The sequence below is a fragment of the Bacillus sp. AF62 genome (genome assembly GCF_050312695.1).
GTDB lineage: Bacteria > Bacillota > Bacilli > Bacillales > Bacillaceae_G > Bacillus_A > Bacillus_A cereus.
The window spans coordinates 184,806-205,140 of the sequence record NZ_JBNPJZ010000101.1; the positions used below are offsets into that span (position 1 = coordinate 184,806).

Here is a 20,335-nt window from a genome sequence, read left to right on the forward strand (position 1 = left end):
GTGAGCCGCTTACGCTTTTAAATATAATTTGCGTTTTTTTGAGTAAGTACCATATACTATTTGTATTAGATACTAGGATGTAGAGGTGAATGATGTGTTAGATCGTTTGCAAGCTGTAGAAAATCGTTATGAGAAGTTAAATGAATTGTTAAGTGACCCAGAGGTTATTAGCGATACAAATAAACTTCGTGAATATTCAAAGGAACAGTCTGATATACAGGAAACGGTAGAGGTGTATCGTGAGTATAAGGATGTTCGTGAGCAATTAAAAGATGCGAAAGCAATGTTAGAAGAGAAGTTAGACGCAGAAATGCGTGACATGGTAAAAGAAGAGGTTTCTGAGTTAGAATCACAAGAAAAAACGTTATCAGAACGTCTGAAAATTTTACTAGTTCCAAAGGACCCTAATGATGATAAGAACGTTATCGTTGAGGTTCGTGGGGCTGCTGGTGGCGACGAGGCCGCTTTATTTGCTGGTGACTTATACCGTATGTATAGCCGTTACGCTGAGGTACAGGGCTGGAAAACGGAGATTATCGAGGCTAGCTATACAGAGTTAGGTGGATATAAAGAGATTATCTTTATGATTAACGGTAAAGGTGCTTTCGCGAAGCTGAAATTCGAGAATGGTGCTCACCGTGTACAACGTGTTCCTGAAACGGAATCTGGTGGACGTATTCATACATCTACAGCAACTGTAGCTGTATTACCAGAGGCAGAGGAAGTAGAAATCGACATTCACGAGAAAGATGTTCGTGTTGATACATTCGCTTCTAGTGGTCCTGGTGGACAAAGTGTTAATACAACGATGTCAGCGGTACGTTTAACGCATTTACCGACTGGTGTAGTTGTATCTTGTCAGGATGAGAAATCACAAATTAAGAATAAAGAAAAAGCGATGAAAGTATTACGCGCACGTGTTTATGATAAGTTTAGACAAGAAGCACAAGCTGAATATGATCAAAACCGTAAACAAGCTGTTGGTACGGGTGATCGTTCAGAGCGTATTCGTACGTATAACTTCCCGCAAAACCGTGTTACAGACCATCGAATCGGTTTAACGATTCAAAAGCTAGATCAAATCTTACAAGGTAAGTTAGATGATTTCATCAATGCCTTAGTGATGGAAGATCAGGCTCAAAGGATGGAGGCAGCTGAGTAATGCGTGTCTATGAAGCCCTGAAATGGGCTTCTTCTTTTTTACAGGAAAATGGACGAGATGAAAATGCGGGAGAAATTGTCCTTTGTCATGTATTAAAGATGAACAGAACAGGATTACTTATGAATATGCGTGAAGAAATAAATGAGGAACAAGAGGCAAGCTTTACGGAGTTTATCCACAAGCATGTAGAAGGTATTCCTATTCAATATATGATTGGTTATGAAATGTTTTATGGCCGGTCGTTCTTTGTGAATGAAGAAGTATTAATACCAAGACCGGAAACAGAAGAGCTTATAGTAGGAGTATTAGAAAGAATTGAGCGCCATTTTGGCGACAAGGAACTACATGTAGCAGATATAGGCACAGGTAGTGGAGCGATTTCTATTACGCTTGCTTTAGAAAATAAAAATCTCCACGTATATACAGTAGATATTGCACAAGAGTCGATTGAAGTTGCAAAAGAAAATGCAAAAGCTTTAGGTGCAGAAGTAACGTTCTATCACGGTGATTTATTGTCACCATTTGATAAAACGGGTCAAAAGCTAGATGTTGTTGTTTCAAATCCTCCATATATACCGGAAGAGGATTGGCGTGGTCTTTCTCCTGTTGTGAAAGAGCATGAGCCGAAGAGAGCACTTGTTGGTGGAGAAGACGGATTAGATTTTTATCGCCGTTTTATGAAAGAATTGCCGAATGTGTTGCAGGAGAAAGCAATTGTAGCGTTTGAAATTGGAGTAGGACAAGGTGAGGATGTAAAAAGATTGTTACAACAAGCTTTTCCACATGCCCATGTCGAGGTTGTTTTTGATATTAACGGAAAAGACCGTATGGTATTTGCAGAGATGGAGTAAGGTTCACACCTTACTCTATTTTTTTGTGGGAAAATTCATATAGATTTTGAATTTAATAGTTTAGAAATATGAAAGTCTGTCCACACTGTTTGTAGAAGGGACGGTGGAGGAAATGAAAAAACAAGTTATTGCTTATCTTCTTATATTATTAATTGGTGCACAGTTACTTGTGCAGTTTGGATATATGAAAGCTGATGCGAAAGGGCCTTCAGTCATTCCGAAAGAGGCCGTTCGATTGCGAATTTTAGCAAATAGTGATTCAGATAAAGACCAGGCATTAAAGCGTAAAGTGCGTGATGAAGTAAAAGCACAAATTGATGGATGGGTAGCGGATTTAACTTCATTTGAAGAGGCACGCAAAGTAATTCAAAGTCATATTCCAGAAATCGAGAAAACGGTGGAAAATACGTTAAAAAGAGAAGGAAGTAAAGAATCATTTCAAGTGAAATTTAGTAAGAATGTAAAGTTTCCTACAAAGGTATATGGGAATTTTATTTATCCAGCAGGAGAATATGAAGCAGTATTGATCACAATTGGAGAAGGTGAAGGGGCGAACTGGTGGTGTGTATTATTTCCACCAATGTGTTTCTTAGATTTTTCGAGTGGGACAGCTGTAAGAAAAGAAGAGCACGTTGTGAAGGCGGAATCTCCTGAAGAGGAGCAGGTGAAACAACTAGATGAGGAAGTAGTAAATACAGAAGAGAAGAAAGTGGATAAGGTAAAAGAAACGAAAGTTATAAAACAGGAAGTGGTAAAAAAAGTAACATCTTCTGAAAAGAAAGTAGTAAAAAATGAAACAAAAGTTGAAGAGCAGCCTGTAAGTAAAGAAGAAACAAAAACTGTGGAAAAAGTGGAGAAACCTGTGGAGAAAAAACAAGAAAAGCAAAATGAGTATGTAAAAGTAGAAGAGGAAGAAGAAAAACCAGAAGTTAAATTGTTTATTGTAGAAGCTTTTACATCTTTATTCTCTAAATAGTACTATTGATAAATCCCTCCTCATATATAAAAATGAGGAGGGATTTATTATGAAGAAAGTGTATTTTGCTACGAAAGCAGATGTGGAAAGATTACATTCTTTTTTCGGACAAGCTAATAAAAAAGATGATAAAATAAATGAGTTGTACGCACAATTTATGATTTTGGAAGAGGCGGAAGAAATACGAGCTGTAATTGGTTATGAACAAAGTGGGGAAGATGTACTTATTCGTTCTTGTTTATTCACACCTCATGTGGATAAACAGACTTTCTTATATTTTTTTGAAATGTTTTTGCAGTATATGAAAGAAAAAAGTGTTCAACAATTGTACTTACTAACAAATCATCCACAATCTGTACCAATCTTTCAGTTCTTTGACTTTTTTACTATAGAAAAGGATGAGGTTCCAGAAGGAATTCAACAGTTAGAACATTTTTGTAAAAATATAAAAGAGCAGAATGCAATAATACTAAATTGTCAGCTATTCACAAAGTTATCCACGGATTAATTAGGTTTATCCACATTTTGTGGATAAACCTTGTTTGTCTTTTGGATAAATCTCATAGTAAGCTAAAAATAGACAAGTATTTAAGGGTAGAAAAGGACGTGGAAAAAAATGCATACAAATATGTGGGTTGTGGATAATGTTGTGGAAAGAAAAAAATATTATCCACAGTTACAAGAAGCAGCAAAATTATTAAGAGAAAATGAGGCGGTTGCTTTCCCTACGGAAACAGTCTATGGGTTAGGTGCAAACGCGATGGATGATGAAGCAATCGCAAAAATTTTCGAAGCGAAAGGAAGACCGAGTGATAATCCACTCATTGTCCACATAGGTACAAAATCTCAGTTAGATGGCATTGTGAAAGAAATTCCACCAGTTGCAGAGAAGTTAATGGCGCATTTTTGGCCAGGGCCATTAACAATTATTTTGCCGAGAAAAGAAGGGATTTCAGAGAAGGTGACCGCAGGACTTAATACGGTTGGAGTAAGAATGCCTGATCATCCAATTGCACTTGCTCTTATTGAAGAGGCGAATGTACCTGTTGCGGCACCAAGTGCGAATCGTTCAGGGCGTCCAAGTCCAACATTAGCTTCTCACGTATATGAAGATTTGAATGGGAAGATTGCAGGTATTGTTGATGGTGGTGCAACTGGAGTAGGCGTTGAATCAACTGTAATTGATTGTACAAGCGCGGTTCCAACAATATTACGTCCAGGTGGGATTACGAAAGAACAATTAGAAGCAGTGATAGGTACCGTTTCTTTAGATCCAGCTTTAAAGGATGAGAAGGAAAAACCGAAATCACCTGGAATGAAATACACACATTATGCGCCGAAAGCACCACTTAGTATTGTTGAGGGCTCACGTGAGTTTATTCAGCATCTTGTAGATGAGAAAAAGGAAGAAGGATTTAAAGTAGGCGTATTAACGACGGAAGAGTATCAGCATGTATATAGCGCAGATGTTATATTATCTTGTGGTGTTCGAAGTGACTTAGCTAGCGTTGCGACTAAATTATATGATGTACTTAGAACATTTGATGCAAGTGAAGTGGATGTTATTTTTAGTGAGTCGTTCCCTAATGAAGGAATAGGAAATGCTATTATGAATCGTTTAACAAAAGCGGCAGGACATCATATTATCATTGAATGATAAGGTACGATTAGCAAACAGAATATTTCTCCTTGGATAAGCATATTGTGAAGTAGCACGTCCAAGGAGGGGCATGAATGACGTTTGAACAGCTAATACCTTTAATAATTATGGCATTCGCCTTAGGGATGGATGCGTTCTCGGTGAGTCTTGGTATGGGGATGATGCCCCTAAAGTTAAGACAAATCCTGTATATTGGTATGACGATAGGGATATTTCATATTATTATGCCGTTTATAGGAATGGTACTAGGTCGTTTTTTATCAGAGAAATATGGAGATATTGCACATTTTGCGGGTGCTATTTTATTAATCGGACTAGGTTTTTATATCGTATATTCGACCATTTTACAAAATGAGGAGACTAGAACTGCCCCTATTGGAATTAGCTTATTCGTATTTGCATTTGGCGTTAGTATAGATAGTTTCTCAGTAGGGCTTAGTCTTGGTATTTATGGGGCACAAACAATCATTACGATATTACTTTTTGGATTTGTTAGCATGTTATTAGCATGGATTGGTCTATTAATTGGTAGACATGCGAAAGATATGCTCGGTACATATGGCGAGATAGTAGGTGGCATCATTTTGGTTGGATTTGGATTATATATCCTTTTTCCTATATAATTTTATGTAGGAGGGAATTATGAACAAGCTATTGGAATGGTACGTTAAGTTTTTAACCTTCTTTCCTCGATGGCTAAGAATACTTATAATTTGGGGTATTATTTTGCAAATTTCGATGTTAGGTTGGATTAAGTTAATTCGTGAATGGTGAGATGGTTCCTTTCTGTGAATATTTTGTTTGTACTATATTTATTGCACTAAAAATTACAGATATAGAAAGGATGAGATGAATGACGAGATTGAAGCAAGTTTTTGGTGTTATTATTAGTTTTTTTGTTTTTTGGTTTAGTATGCTCGGTGTACAAATGTTTGCTGAGTTTTTAGATATTGAGTCATTGAAATTTGTTGCGGGAAAGACTGAGGCGGCGCGTGCCTTTTACTCTCCGTACCCGTTTTTAATTGTTTTTCTTATTACACTGCTTTCCCTATACTTCTTCGTAATTAAGCTAGGGAAACCGAAAAAAGAAAAACTGCCTACTTTAGAGGAAAAGAAGGAAGAATTACAATGATAAAAATCCCCTGCTAAAAAGCAGGGGATTTTTATGTTTGAGTGATGGCAGGAATCGATTCTGAGCGAGCCGCTTCCGCTTTTAGATATTATCCAGTTCCAGCGGCTAGAATGGTCGGTGGCTTCGCGTCTTCCTGCGAGGCAAAAAGCGCCTCTATGTCAGAAGCTCCATCCCCCTCCCATTCTGAGCGAGCCGCTTTCGCTTTTAAACTGGCCTAACTAATTCAAATTGTTCTCCTAATTTTGCATAGTTGTGTCCTGCTAGGCGGCTTATTGGTTTGAGTCCTTCTGCGTGAATGCGCCCTTTTTCATATAGATGTTCGGCAACGTGGAAACGAACGACGCGTCCAATTAGTAGATCACAAGCTGGTGAGTCTTCTGTTCCACCAAGTGGAATTGCACGTTCTAATACGCATTCCATTCGAATATTTGCTTCTTTTACACCTGGAACGGAGATGACTTCACTTTCAATTGGTGTTAGTTTTGCTAGTTCAATTTCACTTTCATTTGGCGGGAGATTAGCTGCTGTTTCATTAATTGCTGCTACATATGATTCGTCAGAAATATGTACGACAAATTCACCTTTTTCAATTGCGTTTCGGGAAGTGTCCTTTCTTTCTCCGGCTTTTCGTTGTACAGATACTGAGATAAGTGGTGGATTAGCAGCGATAATATTAAAATAACTATATGGTGCGCCGTTTAATACACCGTCTTTTGTTAAAGAAGTAACGAATGCGACAGGGCGAGGGATGATACTTCCAGTAAGTAATTTGTAATTATCTTTTTCAGTTTGTTCATTTGGATTAATGGATAACATGCTTGTAATCCCCTTTCTAAATATGAATACTTATTGTTTGTTTACAAGATAACGATGAGAAAATCCTGCTGGAAATAATATTTTGTTTCATAAAAAGAACTTACTTCAATTGTAATGAAGTAAGTTCTTTTTCAAGAATCTCAAATCTGAGATAAAAATTAAAGTAAAACGTATGCGCCAGGTCCGATTAAAGCTACACCAACAGCAACAGCGATTAACATTAAGTTATATTCATATCCATTTTGTGTTACCCAGTAACCATTTTTTCCGTGAACAGTGAAGATAGCCATTAACATTGTTCCAACGATAAATAATGAACCAACTACAATGAAAATACCTGATGCGAATAAGAAACCACCTAGTAATTCAGTTGCGCCAGCCATAAATGCCATAAATACACCAGGGCGTAAACCGATTGACTCCATCCAGCCACCTGTTCCTTTTAAACCGTAACCGCCGAACCAACCAAATAATTTTTGAGCGCCATGACCCATGAATGTAATTCCTATAATAAGACGAATAATAAGTAGACCGAAATCCATCATTTTTAAAAACCTCCTAAAAGTTATTAACTTACCTTACGTAAGTAATAATAAAATAGTTACTTACTTTAGTCAAGTGGATTTTGAAAAAAGTTTGAATTAAATTTTACAAATTAACAACAAAAAATAAAATGTGGTAAAGACCTCTAGACAAGTTGGGCAAAAAAAGAGAAAATATAAATAGAAGTTAACTTCTTATTGTTATTCAGACAATCAGAATTGACTGGAATTTTGTGAAGCGCTACAATAAGAGTCTATTAGTAATGACGTAATTTATTTCGAAAGCGTTTTTACAGTATAATATTCGAAGTATGAAGTCTTACATGTATCCCGAGCTTTACTAGGGATTGCCCTATAAACTTTTAGGTAAATTATAAGGAGGACTATCCTATGTTTAAAAAATTATTCGGTCTTGGTTCAAAAACAAATGAAGAAACAATCGTAGCTCCATTAACTGGAGCAGTGAAAAATATTGAAGAAGTACCAGATCCAGTATTCGCTGGTCGTATGATGGGTGACGGTGTTGCAATCGATCCTACTGAAGGTGTAGTTGTATCTCCAGTTGATGGTGAAATCGTACAATTATTCCACACAAAACATGCTATCGGAATTAAAGCGAAAAACGGCACAGAAATTTTAATCCACGTTGGATTAGAAACTGTAAAAATGGAAGGCGAAGGTTTCGAAGCTCACGTTTCTGAAGGCCAAGCTGTAAAAGCTGGAGATAAATTAATCTCATTCGACTTAGAATTAATCCGTGAAAAAGCGAAAAGCACAATTACTCCAATCGTTATTACAAACACAGATGCAGCTGAGTCTATTAAGACAACTGTAGGCGTAACAGCTACAAAAGGTTCAACAGAAGTAATGAAAGTTACAATGAAATAATTGCTGTATAAGAGGAATCCGTTTCGTATGAAATGGATTCCTTATTTTTGTTGCATATTCAGTAGGTATGTTAAAATACTCTGGGCACTTGGAAATAGGGTTTCACATATATGTGGATAAGGCGCATTTTTCTTAGAAAAAATATAAGAGAAATGCGCCTTTTGTATATTCACATTTCTTTTGTTCTATTCTAATGTAAGTTATGATGAGTGGTAAGAAATCGAATATAGGGGTGGGTTTGGATGAAACGAGTATTATTTGTTTGTACTGGCAATACATGTCGTAGTCCAATGGCTGAGGCGTTGCTTCGTCATCACGGAGGAGATAGGTTTGAAGTACAATCTGCCGGTGTTTTCGCCTATCCTGGGAGCGATGCATCGGTACATGCGAAGGAAGCTTTAGCTGAAAAAGGGATTTCAATTGACCATACCGCGCAGCAAGTAAACGAAACTTTGCTTGATTGGGCTGATATTGTCGTAACGATGACAGAAAATCATAAACAAATTGTACTTGGGCATTATCCGAGTGTTGAAAAGAAATTGAATACGTTATATGGATTAACTGAAGGTATAGGCAAGGACATTTCAGATCCATTTGGAGGCTCGCTTTCTATTTATAAAGAAACGTTAGATGAGATGGAAAAACTTGTACAAACTTTACTGAAAAAACATTCGGTAGGTTGATGTTTCGTGTATAATACGATATTGGAGATCACTTCGTCCTATTGAGGTAGCGAGTGTGAAATGAAGATAATTGATTGAAACTTTGGAGGGGTAAAAATGAAAGTAGTAATAGCATCTGATCACGGCGGTATGAATATCCGCAAAGAACTTGTAAATTTATTAGAAGAGTTAAATATTGAATATGTTGATTTAGGTTGTGAATGTGAAGCTGGTTCTGTTGATTACCCTGACTTTGCGTTTCCAGCAGCTGAAATGGTAGCGAATGGTGAAGTGGATCGTGGTATTTTAGTTTGTGGGACAGGCATTGGTATGTCAATCGCAGCAAACAAAGTAAATGGTATCCGTTGTGCGTTAGTTCATGATACTTTCAGCGCGAAAGCAACGAGAGAGCATAATGACACTAACATGCTAGCAATGGGCGAGCGTGTAATTGGTGCTGGTCTAGCGCGTGATATCGCGAAAATCTGGTTAACAACTGACTATGAAGGTGGTCGTCACGAAAACCGCGTAGGAAAAATTAAAACATACGAAACAAAGTAATACATTCTAACTATCAGTAGTGTGAAATATAATTTGGTGAACCAACCTGTGAAAGGAAGAGGCGTAATGACAGAAATCGTAAAGGTAAGAGAACAGCTACAAATGTCGCTTTCTGATTTCCAAGAACAAGCTTCATTACAAAGCGGTCAAATTTTTGTAGTGGGTTGTAGCACGAGCGAAGTGCTAGGCGAAAGAATTGGAACATCAGGAACGATGGAAGTAGCAGAGGCGATTTTTTCTGAGTTAAAACAATTTCAAGAGCAAACAGGTATTGAATTAGCGTTTCAATGTTGTGAGCATTTAAACCGTGCTTTAGTGGTTGAGAGAGAAGTAGCGATAAAATATCAATTTGAAATTGTAACAGTTACGCCTGTTAGATCAGCAGGTGGTGCATTGGGAACATATGCGTATCACAATTTGAAAGATCCGGTAGTAGTTGAGTTTATTAAAGCAGATGCAGGAATGGATATTGGTGATACGTTTATTGGTATGCATTTAAAACATGTAGCTGTTCCGGTTCGTACAAGTGTGAAGGCAATTGGAAGTGCACATGTAACGATGGCCAAAACACGTGGAAAACTAATAGGTGGAGCACGTGCTGTTTACGCGGTGGCGGAAGAGACTACCACTTGCAGTTAAATATGAGAAATTAGGAAGTCATATAGTAGCTGTTTATCATAAGATAAAAGGTATGTTGTCTGACTTTATAGTAGAAGAAAGAAAAGACCGATTTTCGGTCTTTTTTTTCTTTTATGATATAGAAAGTCATGTTAGAATGTAGTTGAAAACATGAAGGTTCGAAAGAATTACAACCTGAATTTTCGTTTTTTCTGAATAAATAAGAAAAAACTGTTGGGAATTGATGTAATTCGTTCAGAAAAGGGGGATTTTGGTGGATCATTTAAAACGTCAAGATGAAAAGGTATTTGCTGCAATTGAGGCAGAACTAGGAAGACAGCGTTCGAAGATTGAGTTAATTGCTTCGGAAAACTTCGTAAGTGAAGCAGTAATGGAGGCGCAAGGTTCTGTTTTAACGAATAAGTATGCTGAAGGATATCCTGGAAAACGTTATTATGGTGGCTGTGAACACGTAGACGTAGTAGAAGATATCGCACGTGATCGCGTGAAAGAAATTTTCGGCGCAGAGCACGTAAATGTTCAACCACACTCTGGTGCACAAGCGAACATGGCAGTATACTTCACGATTTTAGAGCAAGGCGATACAGTACTTGGTATGAATTTATCTCATGGTGGTCACTTAACACACGGAAGCCCTGTTAACTTCAGTGGAGTACAATATAATTTCGTAGAATATGGCGTGGATGCTGACTCTCACCGTATTAATTACGATGATGTATTAGCAAAAGCGAAAGAACATAAACCAAAATTAATCGTTGCAGGTGCAAGTGCATACCCTCGTGTTATCGATTTCAAGCGATTCCGTGAGATTGCAGATGAAGTGGGCGCTTATTTAATGGTTGATATGGCACATATCGCTGGTTTAGTAGCTGCTGGTTTACATCCAAATCCAGTACCACATGCACATTTCGTTACAACGACAACACATAAAACGTTACGTGGCCCGCGTGGTGGTATGATTTTATGTGAAGAGCAATTTGCAAAACAAATTGATAAATCAATCTTCCCTGGTATTCAAGGTGGTCCACTTATGCACGTAATCGCTGCAAAAGCTGTTGCGTTTGGTGAAGCACTTCAAGATGATTTCAAAACATATGCACAAAATATCATTAACAATGCGAACCGCTTAGCTGAAGGTCTTCAAAAAGAAGGACTTACACTTGTTTCTGGCGGAACAGACAATCACTTAATCTTGATTGATGTTCGTAACTTAGAAATCACAGGTAAAGTAGCAGAGCACGTATTAGATGAAGTTGGTATTACAGTGAACAAAAATACAATTCCATTTGAAACAGCAAGCCCATTTGTAACAAGTGGTGTACGTATCGGTACAGCAGCTGTAACATCTCGTGGTTTCGGTTTAGAAGAAATGGATGAAATTGCGTCACTTATTGCTTATACATTAAAAAATCATGAAAATGAAGCTGCATTAGAAGAAGTACGTAAGCGTGTAGAAGCGTTAACTAGCAAATTCCCAATGTATCCAAATCTATAATAGATTGAAGAAGACTGCCGAGACTTAATTGTTTTGGCGGTCTTTTTTGTGGACATATATTATTTTTAAAGTATGTATACAAATGATGAATAAATTTTGGCGATATAATGAAGGATACAGCTCCCATAATTGGTAAAGATACTAGATAGATTCATCGTAAAATCATGATTTTGCCAAATTTGCCCTTGAATATTAGTAGCGTTTTCTTTACAATCGTAAATAGTGTAAAAAAGCGTGCAAACGCATGAATATCATCTAAAGGAGAGATTCACATGGGAAAACTGTATGTATTTGATCACCCGTTAATTCAACATAAGATTACATATATTCGCGATAAGAATACAGGTACGAAAGATTTTCGTGAATTAGTGGACGAAGTAGCAAGCTTAATGGCTTTCGAAATTACTCGCGACCTTCCGCTTAAGGACATCGAAATTGAAACGCCTGTAAGCAAAGCGACAACAAAAGTGATCGCTGGTAAAAAACTTGGTTTAATTCCGATTTTACGTGCAGGTTTAGGAATGGTTGATGGAATTCTGAAATTAATTCCAGCAGCAAAAGTAGGACACGTTGGTTTATACCGTGACCCTAAAACATTGCAACCGGTAGAATACTATGTGAAACTTCCAACGGATGTAGAAGAGCGCGACTTTATCGTACTAGATCCGATGCTAGCAACAGGTGGTTCTGCGGCTGAAGCAATTAACTCTCTGAAAAAGCGCGGTGCGAAACAAATTAAATTAATGTGTATCGTTGCAGCTCCAGAAGGGGTAAAAGTAGTACAAGAAGAACATCCTGATGTTGATATTTATGTAGCAGCATTAGATGAGAAATTAAATGACCACGGATATGTAGTACCAGGTCTTGGTGATGCTGGTGACCGTTTATTCGGAACGAAGTAAGACAACTGACGAGCAGGGGAGATTCCCCTGCTCGTTTTTTTTTGCTGCAAACAAGTAGGGGAGGGGGAGGATAAATATACATCGTATATACAACATAAGTTGCATACACATCACATATAATATAGAAGTCTTACGTCTGAGGAACACTATATTATGGAAGGAAAGCGTTATATCTCGAAAATATAATAGTGACAAACTTGTGAACATTTCCTTCTATTATAAAGAGAAAACTGTTAGAAATTGCATATATGTAACCAGTATTTAGAAGGGGAACGTTTTCATTTTTGGGAGGAAATGCCTAATACTCAAATTTTTAGATTTTTTACGATTTCTCGTTGACACTGTTAATACCCTATTGTATGCTAACAACGGGGATAGATGGTAGGGCTTTCAGTGACAAAATTACATCTATTCCGTGACGAAAATGTAAACTTTTTGTTTTGTATAGGATTTATGCAAAAAAATGAGTTATTATTAACACATCGTGAATGAGGGTTACATATTGGAGGGATGAATCCTTGCAAAAAAACGATCGCAGCCATATAAAAGCATATGCTTTAATGTCAGGAATTCTTGCTCAGTTAGTCGGTTCTATACTTGTTGGAATCTTTGGTGGGCAGTGGATTGATAATAAGGTTGGAACGTTTCCATTGTTTCTTATTATAGGGTTATTACTCGGGTTAGGAACAGGGGTATACGCAATGATTCGACTCATTCGACATTACTATTCGGGAGAGCAATGATGATAGACGTACATGGACTTGTCCAAAGACAAAAGAAATATATGTACTACTTGCTTGCGCTTCTAGTGCTAGGATGGGGATTTACCTCTTACAAGGATGTATTTCTTGGGCTGATTATCGGAACGATTTTCAGTTTTCTTAGTTTGCGCATCATTGCACGTAGAACAGACAAGCTGTTAGATCGCGTAACAAATGGAGAAAACGTGAAGTTTAAGGCGACAGCTGTAAGTACATATTCAAGATTCGCCACGATTGGGTTATTAATTTTATTTGCAGCCAAATATCAAGAGTTAATTGCGATGTGGGGCTTAGGTGTAGGATTGCTGACAGGATACCTTGTCATGATCATAGATTTTCTTTATTTAGAGTATAAGAGCAGGGAAGAGAGGTGAATTACTAGTGGAACACGGTAAATTAGTTGAATTTCTAGGTTTAACGTTCGATTTGTCATCAGTTATGATGGTTACTGTAGCAGCAGTTATTGTTTTCTTAATCGCTGTTATCGGAACTCGCAGCTTAGCCCTTCGCCCAACCGGGATGCAAAACTTCATGGAATGGGTGTTTGACTTCGTGAAAGGGATTATCAATAGTACGATGGACTGGAAAACAGGTGGACGTTTCTTAACGCTTGGCGTTACGCTTATCATGTTTATCATCGTATCGAACTTCCTTGGTTTACCATTCATGTATTCAGCAACTGAAGCTGGCGAACATATTGCATGGTGGAGGTCACCAACGTCTGATCCAGCAGTTACATTAACATTAGCCGTGATGGTAGTTACCCTCACCCATTATTATGGAATTAAGATGAAGGGTACGAAAGAGTATGTTAAAGGTTATTTCCAACCTATGAAATTCTTATTCCCATTAAAGGTTATTGAGGAGTTTGCTAACACATTAACGTTAGGTCTTCGTTTATTCGGTAACATTTATGCAGGTGAGATCTTATTAGGATTACTTGCTAAGTTAGGCGGGGCATCATTCCTTGGAGCATTAGGTGCGCTTGTACCAATGTTAGCATGGATGGGATTCAGTGTATTCGTTGGATCAATCCAAGCATTTATTTTCGTTATGTTAACGATGGTTTATATGGCTCATAAAGTAAGTCATGACCATTAATATAATTTAAGTAAGAAAAAATTTATTTTTTTATAATACAAAGGAGGACAAATTAAATGAGTTTAGGTGTAATCGCAGCTGCAATTGCAATTGGTTTATCAGCATTAGGTGCAGGTATTGGTAACGGTCTTATCGTATCACGTACAATCGAAGGTGTTGCTCGTCAACCAGAATTAAAAGGCGCACTTCAAACAATTATGTTCATCGGGGTTGCTTTAGTTGAGGCACTTCCAATCATCGGTGTAGTTATTGCATTCATCGTAATGAACAAATAAGGGAGACTCCCCTTACATAGATGGCGAAGAGTGTTTTTCCGAACTTTCTTCGCCATTGCTTTATGAACGAAACGTATGTCTTTTTTTTCATATGATCAATTTAGATATTTTGAAGGGAGTGAATCCTTGTGCCAACTTTATTATTAGGAGCTGCCATTCCATTTGGAACGATTGCTTATACATTGTTCATTTTCTTAATTCTATTAGTAATGCTACGCAAATTTGCGTGGGGTCCTTTAATGGGAATTATGAAAGAACGTGAAGAGCATGTTACTAATGAAATCGACGCTGCAGAAAGAAGTAACGCTGAAGCGAAGAAGTTAGTAGAAGAACAACGTGAAATGTTAAAACAATCACGTGTTGAAGCACAAGAGTTAATCGAAAGAGCGAAAAAACAAGCTGTAGATCAAAAGGATGTTATTGTTGCTGCTGCGAAAGAAGAAGCAGAATCAATTAAAGCATCTGCTGTACAAGAAATTCAACGCGAAAAAGAGCAAGCGATTGCTGCTTTACAAGAACAAGTCGCTTCTTTATCTGTTCAAATTGCTTCTAAAGTAATTGAAAAAGAATTAAAAGAAGAAGATCAAGTTAAGTTAATTCGCGATTATATTAAAGAAGTAGGAGAAGCGCGATGAGCAATGGGATTGTAGCAAAACGTTATGCTGTCGCTCTTTTTAAAATTGCAAAAGAAAAACACGTATTAGAAATGTTTGAAGAAGAATTACGCCTTGTACAAAACGTTTATGTAAAGAACGGAGAACTACATAGCTTTTTAACGCAACCGAACATTTCAAAAGAGCAGAAGAAAACGTTTCTTGCAAACGTATTCGGATCTGTTTCTGAATCAATTTTAAATACGTTATATATTTTAATTGATAACAAGCGTATTGATATCTTACCTGAAATTGCAGATGAATATGTTGTTCTTGCTAATGAAGAACGTAACGTAGCGGATGCAACTGTATATTCTATTCGTCTTCTATCTGAAGAAGAGAAGCTTAACATTGCAGAAGCATTTGCAAAGAGAACGGGAAAAGATGCAATTCGCGTGAAAAATGTTGTAGATGAAGATTTACTAGGCGGAATTAAAGTACGCATTGGAAATCGCATTTATGACGGAAGTTTACAAGGAAAATTAGCACGTATTCAGCGTGAATTAATGAAGAATAGATAGGGGTGAAGCACATGAGCATCAGAGCTGAAGAAATTAGCGCACTGATAAAGCAACAAATCGAGAACTATCAGTCTGAAATCGAAGTTAGTGATGTTGGTACAGTTATCCAAGTTGGTGACGGTATTGCGCGTGCTCATGGTCTTGATAACGTTATGGCTGGTGAGCTTGTAGAGTTCTCTAACGGCGTTATGGGACTAGCACAAAACTTAGAGGAAAACAACGTAGGTATTATCATTTTAGGACCTTACACAGAAATCCGTGAAGGTGACGAAGTTCGTCGTACTGGTCGCATCATGCAAGTACCAGTAGGAAAAGAACTAATTGGTCGTGTTGTAAACCCATTAGGTCAACCAGTTGATGGTTTAGGCCCAATCAATACAACAAACACTCGTCCAATCGAAAGTCCAGCACCAGGTGTAATGGATCGTAAATCTGTTCATGAGCCACTTCAAACAGGTATTAAAGCGATCGACGCTCTTGTACCAATTGGCCGTGGTCAACGTGAGTTAATCATCGGTGACCGTCAAACTGGTAAAACAGCAGTTGCACTTGATACAATCATTAACCAAAAAGATGAAGATATGATTTGTATCTATGTAGCTATCGGACAAAAAGAATCAACTGTACGTAACGTAGTAGAAACACTACGTAAGCACGGTGCATTAGAGTACACAATCGTTGTAACTGCATCTGCTTCTCAACCAGCTCCATTATTATACTTAGCTCCTTATGCTGGTGTAACAATGGGTGAAGAGTTCATGTACAATGGTAAACACGTATTAGTAGTATATGATGACTTATCAAAACAAGCAGCGGCTTACCGTGAGCTGTCATTACTATTACGTCGTCCTCCAGGTCGTGAAGCTTATCCAGGGGATGTATTCTACTTACATTCTCGCTTATTAGAGCGTGCAGCAAAATTAAGTGATGCAAGAGGCGGCGGTTCTTTAACTGCACTACCTTTCATCGAAACACAAGCAGGGGACGTATCAGCATACATCCCAACAAACGTAATTTCTATTACGGATGGACAAATCTTCTTACAATCTGACCTATTCTTCTCTGGCGTACGTCCAGCGATTGATGCGGGTACTTCTGTATCTCGTGTAGGTGGATCTGCTCAGATTAAAGCAATGAGTAAAGTATCAGGTACACTTCGTCTTGACCTTGCATCTTACCGTGAGTTAGAAGCGTTCGCTCAGTTCGGTTCTGATCTTGATAAAGCAACTCAAGCGAAATTAAACCGTGGTGCTCGTACTGTTGAGGTATTAAAACAAGGATTACACAAACCGTTACGTGTAGAGAAACAAGTTATCATTCTTTACGCTTTAACACGTGGATTCCTAGATGATATCCCAGTAGTAGATATCACTCGTTTCGAAGAAGAATTCCATGCTTGGTTAGATTCTAATGCGACTGACTTATTAGAAGAAATCCGCACAACTAAGAAACTTGCGGATGACGACAAATTTGCAGCAGCAATTAACGGATTTAAAAAAGTATTCGTAGCTTCTGAATAATAATAAAAGTGAAGCCGACTGTTCAGCCCCATCGGCTAAGAGGCGGAACTAGATTAATAAAAGCGGAAGCGGCTCGTACAAGCCGCCGACGCTAGATAATATATAAGGCATCTCAGACTCTGAGATTGCTGACGGTTATGTAAAGGAAAAGAGTAGGTGCACCTATTCTTTTCCTTCAATCATGAGCAAGAATATCTTGCAACGTAGATTAGGAAGAGGATTCTTACTAATCGTGCCAACTTCCGGAAAAAAGGTGGTGAAAACCTGTGGCATCTTTACGCGATATAAAAGCGAAGATTACCTCGACAAAGAAAACGAGTCAAATTACGAAGGCGATGGAGATGGTATCTGCATCTAAGTTAAACCGTGCAGAGCAAAATGCTAAATCTTTCGTTCCGTATATGGAAAAGATTCAAGAAGTAGTAGCGAGCATTGCGCAAGGAAGTAAAGGAATTAATCATCCAATGCTAAATGCGCGTCCTGTAAAGCGTACAGGATACATCGTTATTACATCTGATCGCGGACTAGCAGGTGGTTATAACAGTAACGTATTACGTACAGTAAGTAACGTAATTCGTGAACGTCATAATATGGATTCAAATCAATATTCAATTATTGTACTTGGACGACTAGGACGTGATTATTTAAAACGTCGCGGCTTTAACATCATTGATGAAGTAGTTGGATTATCTGACCACCCATCATTTACTGATATTAAAGATCTTGCTTCTCGAGCAATTGCGATGTTCGCAGATGGTGCTTATGATGAGCTGTATATTTACTACAACCATTACGTAAGTAAAATTTCACAAGAAGTAACGGAAAATAAAATTTTACCGCTTACTGATGTGGCGTCTGACAAACCGACGACAGCTTATGAATTCGAACCTTCTGAAGAAGAAATTTTAAAAGTATTATTGCCACAATACGCAGAAAGCTTAGTGTACGGTGCATTACTAGATGGTAAAGCAAGTGAGCACGCAGCGCGTATGACAGCAATGAAGAGTGCTACAGACAACGCAATGGAAGTTATCGATTCACTTACACTTTCATTCAACCGTGCGCGTCAGGCAGCGATTACGCAAGAAATTACGGAAATCGTTGGTGGAGCAGCAGCGTTAGAATAGTATTAAAAGGCGTAAGCGGTTCGTTCAGAATGAGAGGGGGAGGGAGCTTTTGACGTAGAGGCGATTTGTGCCTCGTAGGAAAAAGCGAAGCCACCGAACATTCTAACCGCTGTAGCTAAACTAATAAAAAATTAAAAGCCGACTTCGCTTAGAAAGCTGGCTAATTAAAAGAAAGCTAGGAGGGAACCCGATGAATAAAGGGCGCGTTACGCAAATCATGGGTCCGGTTGTAGACGTTAAGTTTGATGGCGGAAAGCTACCAGAAATCTACAACGCCCTTACGGTAAAACAAAGCAACGAAAACGGAAGCATGAACTTAACATTTGAAGTTGCACTTCATTTAGGTGATGATACAGTTCGTACAGTTGCGATGTCTTCCACAGATGGACTTGTTCGTGGCACAGAAGTAGAAGATACTGGTAAAGCAATCTCTGTACCAGTTGGTGATGCAACACTTGGTCGTGTATTCAACGTATTAGGTGATGCAATTGACTTAGATGGTGAACTTCCTGCGGATGTACACCGTGATCCAATTCACCGTCAAGCACCTGCATTCGAAGAATTATCTACTAAAGTAGAAATTCTTGAAACTGGTATTAAAGTAGTAGACTTACTTGCTCCTTACATTAAGGGTGGTAAAATCGGTCTATTCGGTGGTGCCGGCGTAGGTAAAACAGTATTAATTCAGGAATTAATTAACAACATCGCACAAGAGCACGGTGGTATCTCTGTATTCGCTGGTGTAGGTGAGCGTACTCGTGAGGGTAATGACTTATACCACGAAATGAGCGATTCTGGCGTAATCAAGAAAACTGCGATGGTATTCGGACAAATGAACGAGCCACCTGGAGCACGTCAACGTGTTGCATTAACAGGTTTAACAATGGCTGAGCATTTCCGTGATGAGCAAGGACAAGACGTACTATTGTTCATCGATAACATCTTCCGTTTCACGCAAGCGGGTTCTGAAGTATCTGCCCTTCTTGGTCGTATGCCATCTGCGGTAGGTTACCAACCAACACTTGCAACAGAAATGGGTCAATTACAAGAGCGTATTACATCTACAAATAAAGGGTCTATCACGTCTATCCAAGCGGTATATGTACCAGCCGATGACTATACTGACCCAGCACCAGCTACAACATTCGCTCACTTAGATGCAACAACAAACTTAGAGCGTCGTTTAACACAAATGGGTATTTACCCAGCCGTAGATCCATTAGCATCTACATCTCGTGCACTTTCTCCAGAAATCGTAGGAGAAGAGCATTATGAAGTAGCTCGTCAAGTACAGCAAACTTTACAACGTTATAAAGAGCTTCAAGATATCATCGCTATCTTAGGTATGGATGAGTTATCTGAAGAAGATAAGTTAGTTGTACATCGTGCTCGTCGTATTCAATTCTTCTTATCTCAAAACTTCCACGTAGCTGAGCAGTTTACAGGTCAAAAAGGTTCTTATGTACCTGTAAAAAATACAGTTAGTGGTTTCAAAGAAATTCTAGAAGGAAAATATGATGACCTTCCAGAAGATGCATTCCGCCTTGTTGGTAGCATTGAAGAAGTTATTGAAAACGCGAAGAAAATGATGGCGTAAGGCCTTAGGAGGGACGAAGTATGAAGACATTTCCAGTCAGTATTGTAACTCCTGATGGACCGGTTTACGAAAAAGAAGTAGAAATGGTAAGTGTAAAAGCAGAGAGTGGGGAAATGGGGATCTTACCAGGTCACATTCCAACTGTTGCACCATTAAAAATTAGTGCAGTTCGTCTGAAAAATGGTGGACACACTGATTATGTAGCAGTAAGCGGTGGCTTTATCGAAGTTCGTCCAGATAAAGTAACTGTATTATCATCATCTGCTGAAGAAGCAAACCATATCGATATCCATCGTGCAAATGAAGCGAAGCGTCGCGCTGAGCAACGTATGCAAGACAAACAAGCACATGTTGACTTTAGACGTGCAGAAATGGCATTACAACGTGCTGTGAACCGTTTAAATGTTTCTGATATGAAGTAAAAAAATCCGTAAGGGCCTTGCCTTTACGGATTTTTTTTTGTGTATTTTATGGATAATTTTACAAAACTGGTA

Annotated in this window: 27 protein-coding genes; 25 read left to right on the forward strand and 2 right to left on the reverse strand. The window is 38.3% G+C overall.

Annotated features, from left to right (window positions below; all coding sequences use genetic code 11):
- Nucleotides 1-94 precede the first annotated feature (94 nt).
- From prfA to ACQRBL_RS27205, 8 genes are all read left to right on the forward strand, one after another.
- The gene (gene prfA, locus ACQRBL_RS27170; RefSeq protein WP_000887066.1) at nt 95-1,162 is read left to right on the forward strand and encodes a peptide chain release factor 1; all 1,068 of its coding nucleotides are present in this window, start codon (nt 95-97) and stop codon (nt 1,160-1,162) included.
- Nucleotides 1,162-2,013 carry a peptide chain release factor N(5)-glutamine methyltransferase gene (prmC, locus tag ACQRBL_RS27175; protein ID WP_023523566.1) on the forward strand — a complete coding sequence of 284 codons (852 nt, stop codon included), beginning with the start codon at nt 1,162-1,164 and terminating at the stop codon, nt 2,011-2,013. Before prfA ends, prmC begins: the two co-directional genes overlap by 1 nt.
- 112 nt (nt 2,014-2,125) lie before the next feature.
- Nucleotides 2,126-2,989: a stage II sporulation protein R gene (gene spoIIR / locus ACQRBL_RS27180; protein WP_043924870.1), complete on the forward strand. Its 864-nt coding sequence runs from the start codon at nt 2,126-2,128 to the stop codon at nt 2,987-2,989.
- Between the two features lie 49 nt (nt 2,990-3,038).
- Nucleotides 3,039-3,497, forward strand: a complete 459-nt coding sequence (locus ACQRBL_RS27185) for a mechanosensitive ion channel protein (protein ID WP_000758437.1) — start codon at nt 3,039-3,041, stop codon at nt 3,495-3,497.
- Between the two features lie 108 nt (nt 3,498-3,605).
- Nucleotides 3,606-4,646: an L-threonylcarbamoyladenylate synthase gene (locus ACQRBL_RS27190; RefSeq protein ID WP_000557351.1), complete on the forward strand. Its 1,041-nt coding sequence runs from the start codon at nt 3,606-3,608 to the stop codon at nt 4,644-4,646.
- Nucleotides 4,647-4,723: 77 nt separating this feature from the next.
- Nucleotides 4,724-5,272 carry a manganese efflux pump MntP family protein gene (locus ACQRBL_RS27195; RefSeq protein ID WP_000142475.1) on the forward strand — a complete coding sequence of 183 codons (549 nt, stop codon included), beginning with the start codon at nt 4,724-4,726 and terminating at the stop codon, nt 5,270-5,272.
- 19 nt (nt 5,273-5,291) lie between these two features.
- Nucleotides 5,292-5,423, forward strand: coding sequence for a hypothetical protein (locus tag ACQRBL_RS27200; RefSeq protein WP_023523564.1), 132 nt, complete (start codon nt 5,292-5,294; stop codon nt 5,421-5,423).
- A gap of 79 nt (nt 5,424-5,502) precedes the next feature.
- Nucleotides 5,503-5,781 (forward strand): DUF3935 domain-containing protein, encoded by a 279-nt coding sequence (locus tag ACQRBL_RS27205; RefSeq protein ID WP_023523563.1) that lies wholly within the window; start codon nt 5,503-5,505, stop codon nt 5,779-5,781.
- 204 nt (nt 5,782-5,985) lie between these two features.
- Here ACQRBL_RS27205 and ACQRBL_RS27210 read toward each other — a convergent pair whose 3' ends face one another.
- Both ACQRBL_RS27210 and ACQRBL_RS27215 read right to left on the reverse strand, forming a co-directional pair.
- Nucleotides 5,986-6,597: a flavin reductase family protein gene (locus tag ACQRBL_RS27210; RefSeq protein WP_097920059.1), complete on the reverse strand. Its 612-nt coding sequence runs from the start codon at nt 6,595-6,597 to the stop codon at nt 5,986-5,988.
- Between the two features lie 158 nt (nt 6,598-6,755).
- Nucleotides 6,756-7,142 (reverse strand): DoxX family protein, encoded by a 387-nt coding sequence (locus ACQRBL_RS27215; RefSeq protein WP_000968616.1) that lies wholly within the window; start codon nt 7,140-7,142, stop codon nt 6,756-6,758.
- Nucleotides 7,143-7,529: 387 nt separating this feature from the next.
- On the opposite strand from ACQRBL_RS27215, the gene ACQRBL_RS27220 reads away from it, so the two are divergent.
- From ACQRBL_RS27220 to atpC, 17 genes are all read left to right on the forward strand, one after another.
- Entirely contained in the window at nt 7,530-8,027 is a 498-nt protein-coding gene (locus ACQRBL_RS27220; RefSeq protein ID WP_000473666.1) for a PTS sugar transporter subunit IIA, read from the forward strand.
- A 242-nt stretch (nt 8,028-8,269) separates the two neighbouring features.
- Nucleotides 8,270-8,710, forward strand: a complete 441-nt coding sequence (locus tag ACQRBL_RS27225) for a low molecular weight protein arginine phosphatase (RefSeq protein WP_000832375.1) — start codon at nt 8,270-8,272, stop codon at nt 8,708-8,710.
- Nucleotides 8,711-8,806: 96 nt separating this feature from the next.
- Nucleotides 8,807-9,250 carry a ribose 5-phosphate isomerase B gene (gene rpiB, locus ACQRBL_RS27230; RefSeq protein WP_000869539.1) on the forward strand — a complete coding sequence of 148 codons (444 nt, stop codon included), beginning with the start codon at nt 8,807-8,809 and terminating at the stop codon, nt 9,248-9,250.
- 66 nt (nt 9,251-9,316) lie between these two features.
- The gene (locus ACQRBL_RS27235) at nt 9,317-9,889 is read left to right on the forward strand and encodes a TIGR01440 family protein (protein ID WP_000136377.1); all 573 of its coding nucleotides are present in this window, start codon (nt 9,317-9,319) and stop codon (nt 9,887-9,889) included.
- 253 nt (nt 9,890-10,142) lie between these two features.
- On the forward strand, nt 10,143-11,384 hold the full coding sequence (glyA, locus tag ACQRBL_RS27240; protein ID WP_000349806.1) for a serine hydroxymethyltransferase: 1,242 nt from the start codon (nt 10,143-10,145) through the stop codon (nt 11,382-11,384).
- A 272-nt stretch (nt 11,385-11,656) separates the two neighbouring features.
- Entirely contained in the window at nt 11,657-12,286 is a 630-nt protein-coding gene (gene upp / locus ACQRBL_RS27245; RefSeq protein ID WP_000517539.1) for a uracil phosphoribosyltransferase, read from the forward strand.
- Nucleotides 12,287-12,664: 378 nt separating this feature from the next.
- Entirely contained in the window at nt 12,665-12,778 is a 114-nt protein-coding gene (locus tag ACQRBL_RS27250; RefSeq protein ID WP_000232962.1) for a DUF4024 domain-containing protein, read from the forward strand.
- Nucleotides 12,779-12,804: 26 nt separating this feature from the next.
- Nucleotides 12,805-13,029: an AtpZ/AtpI family protein gene (locus ACQRBL_RS27255; RefSeq protein ID WP_001171223.1), complete on the forward strand. Its 225-nt coding sequence runs from the start codon at nt 12,805-12,807 to the stop codon at nt 13,027-13,029.
- The gene (locus ACQRBL_RS27260; protein WP_000567600.1) at nt 13,029-13,421 is read left to right on the forward strand and encodes an ATP synthase subunit I; all 393 of its coding nucleotides are present in this window, start codon (nt 13,029-13,031) and stop codon (nt 13,419-13,421) included. Before ACQRBL_RS27255 ends, ACQRBL_RS27260 begins: the two co-directional genes overlap by 1 nt.
- Before the next feature lie 7 nt (nt 13,422-13,428).
- The gene (atpB, locus tag ACQRBL_RS27265; RefSeq protein ID WP_000399870.1) at nt 13,429-14,148 is read left to right on the forward strand and encodes a F0F1 ATP synthase subunit A; all 720 of its coding nucleotides are present in this window, start codon (nt 13,429-13,431) and stop codon (nt 14,146-14,148) included.
- Between the two features lie 56 nt (nt 14,149-14,204).
- Nucleotides 14,205-14,423 (forward strand): F0F1 ATP synthase subunit C, encoded by a 219-nt coding sequence (atpE, locus tag ACQRBL_RS27270; protein ID WP_000052064.1) that lies wholly within the window; start codon nt 14,205-14,207, stop codon nt 14,421-14,423.
- Nucleotides 14,424-14,551: 128 nt separating this feature from the next.
- The gene (gene atpF / locus ACQRBL_RS27275) at nt 14,552-15,058 is read left to right on the forward strand and encodes a F0F1 ATP synthase subunit B (RefSeq protein ID WP_001142615.1); all 507 of its coding nucleotides are present in this window, start codon (nt 14,552-14,554) and stop codon (nt 15,056-15,058) included.
- Nucleotides 15,055-15,597 carry a F0F1 ATP synthase subunit delta gene (gene atpH, locus ACQRBL_RS27280; RefSeq protein ID WP_000064682.1) on the forward strand — a complete coding sequence of 181 codons (543 nt, stop codon included), beginning with the start codon at nt 15,055-15,057 and terminating at the stop codon, nt 15,595-15,597. The genes atpF and atpH overlap by 4 nt, the downstream gene beginning before the upstream one ends.
- Before the next feature lie 11 nt (nt 15,598-15,608).
- A complete protein-coding gene (atpA, locus tag ACQRBL_RS27285) occupies nt 15,609-17,117 on the forward strand; it encodes a F0F1 ATP synthase subunit alpha (RefSeq protein WP_000027521.1) in 1,509 nt (502 codons plus the stop codon).
- Nucleotides 17,118-17,383: 266 nt separating this feature from the next.
- Complete coding sequence (gene atpG / locus ACQRBL_RS27290; protein ID WP_000157703.1) at nt 17,384-18,244, forward strand: F0F1 ATP synthase subunit gamma; 861 nt, start codon at nt 17,384-17,386, stop codon at nt 18,242-18,244.
- Between the two features lie 190 nt (nt 18,245-18,434).
- Nucleotides 18,435-19,841 (forward strand): F0F1 ATP synthase subunit beta, encoded by a 1,407-nt coding sequence (gene atpD, locus ACQRBL_RS27295; protein ID WP_001032596.1) that lies wholly within the window; start codon nt 18,435-18,437, stop codon nt 19,839-19,841.
- A gap of 20 nt (nt 19,842-19,861) precedes the next feature.
- Entirely contained in the window at nt 19,862-20,263 is a 402-nt protein-coding gene (atpC, locus tag ACQRBL_RS27300; RefSeq protein WP_000847215.1) for a F0F1 ATP synthase subunit epsilon, read from the forward strand.
- Nucleotides 20,264-20,335 lie beyond the last annotated feature (72 nt).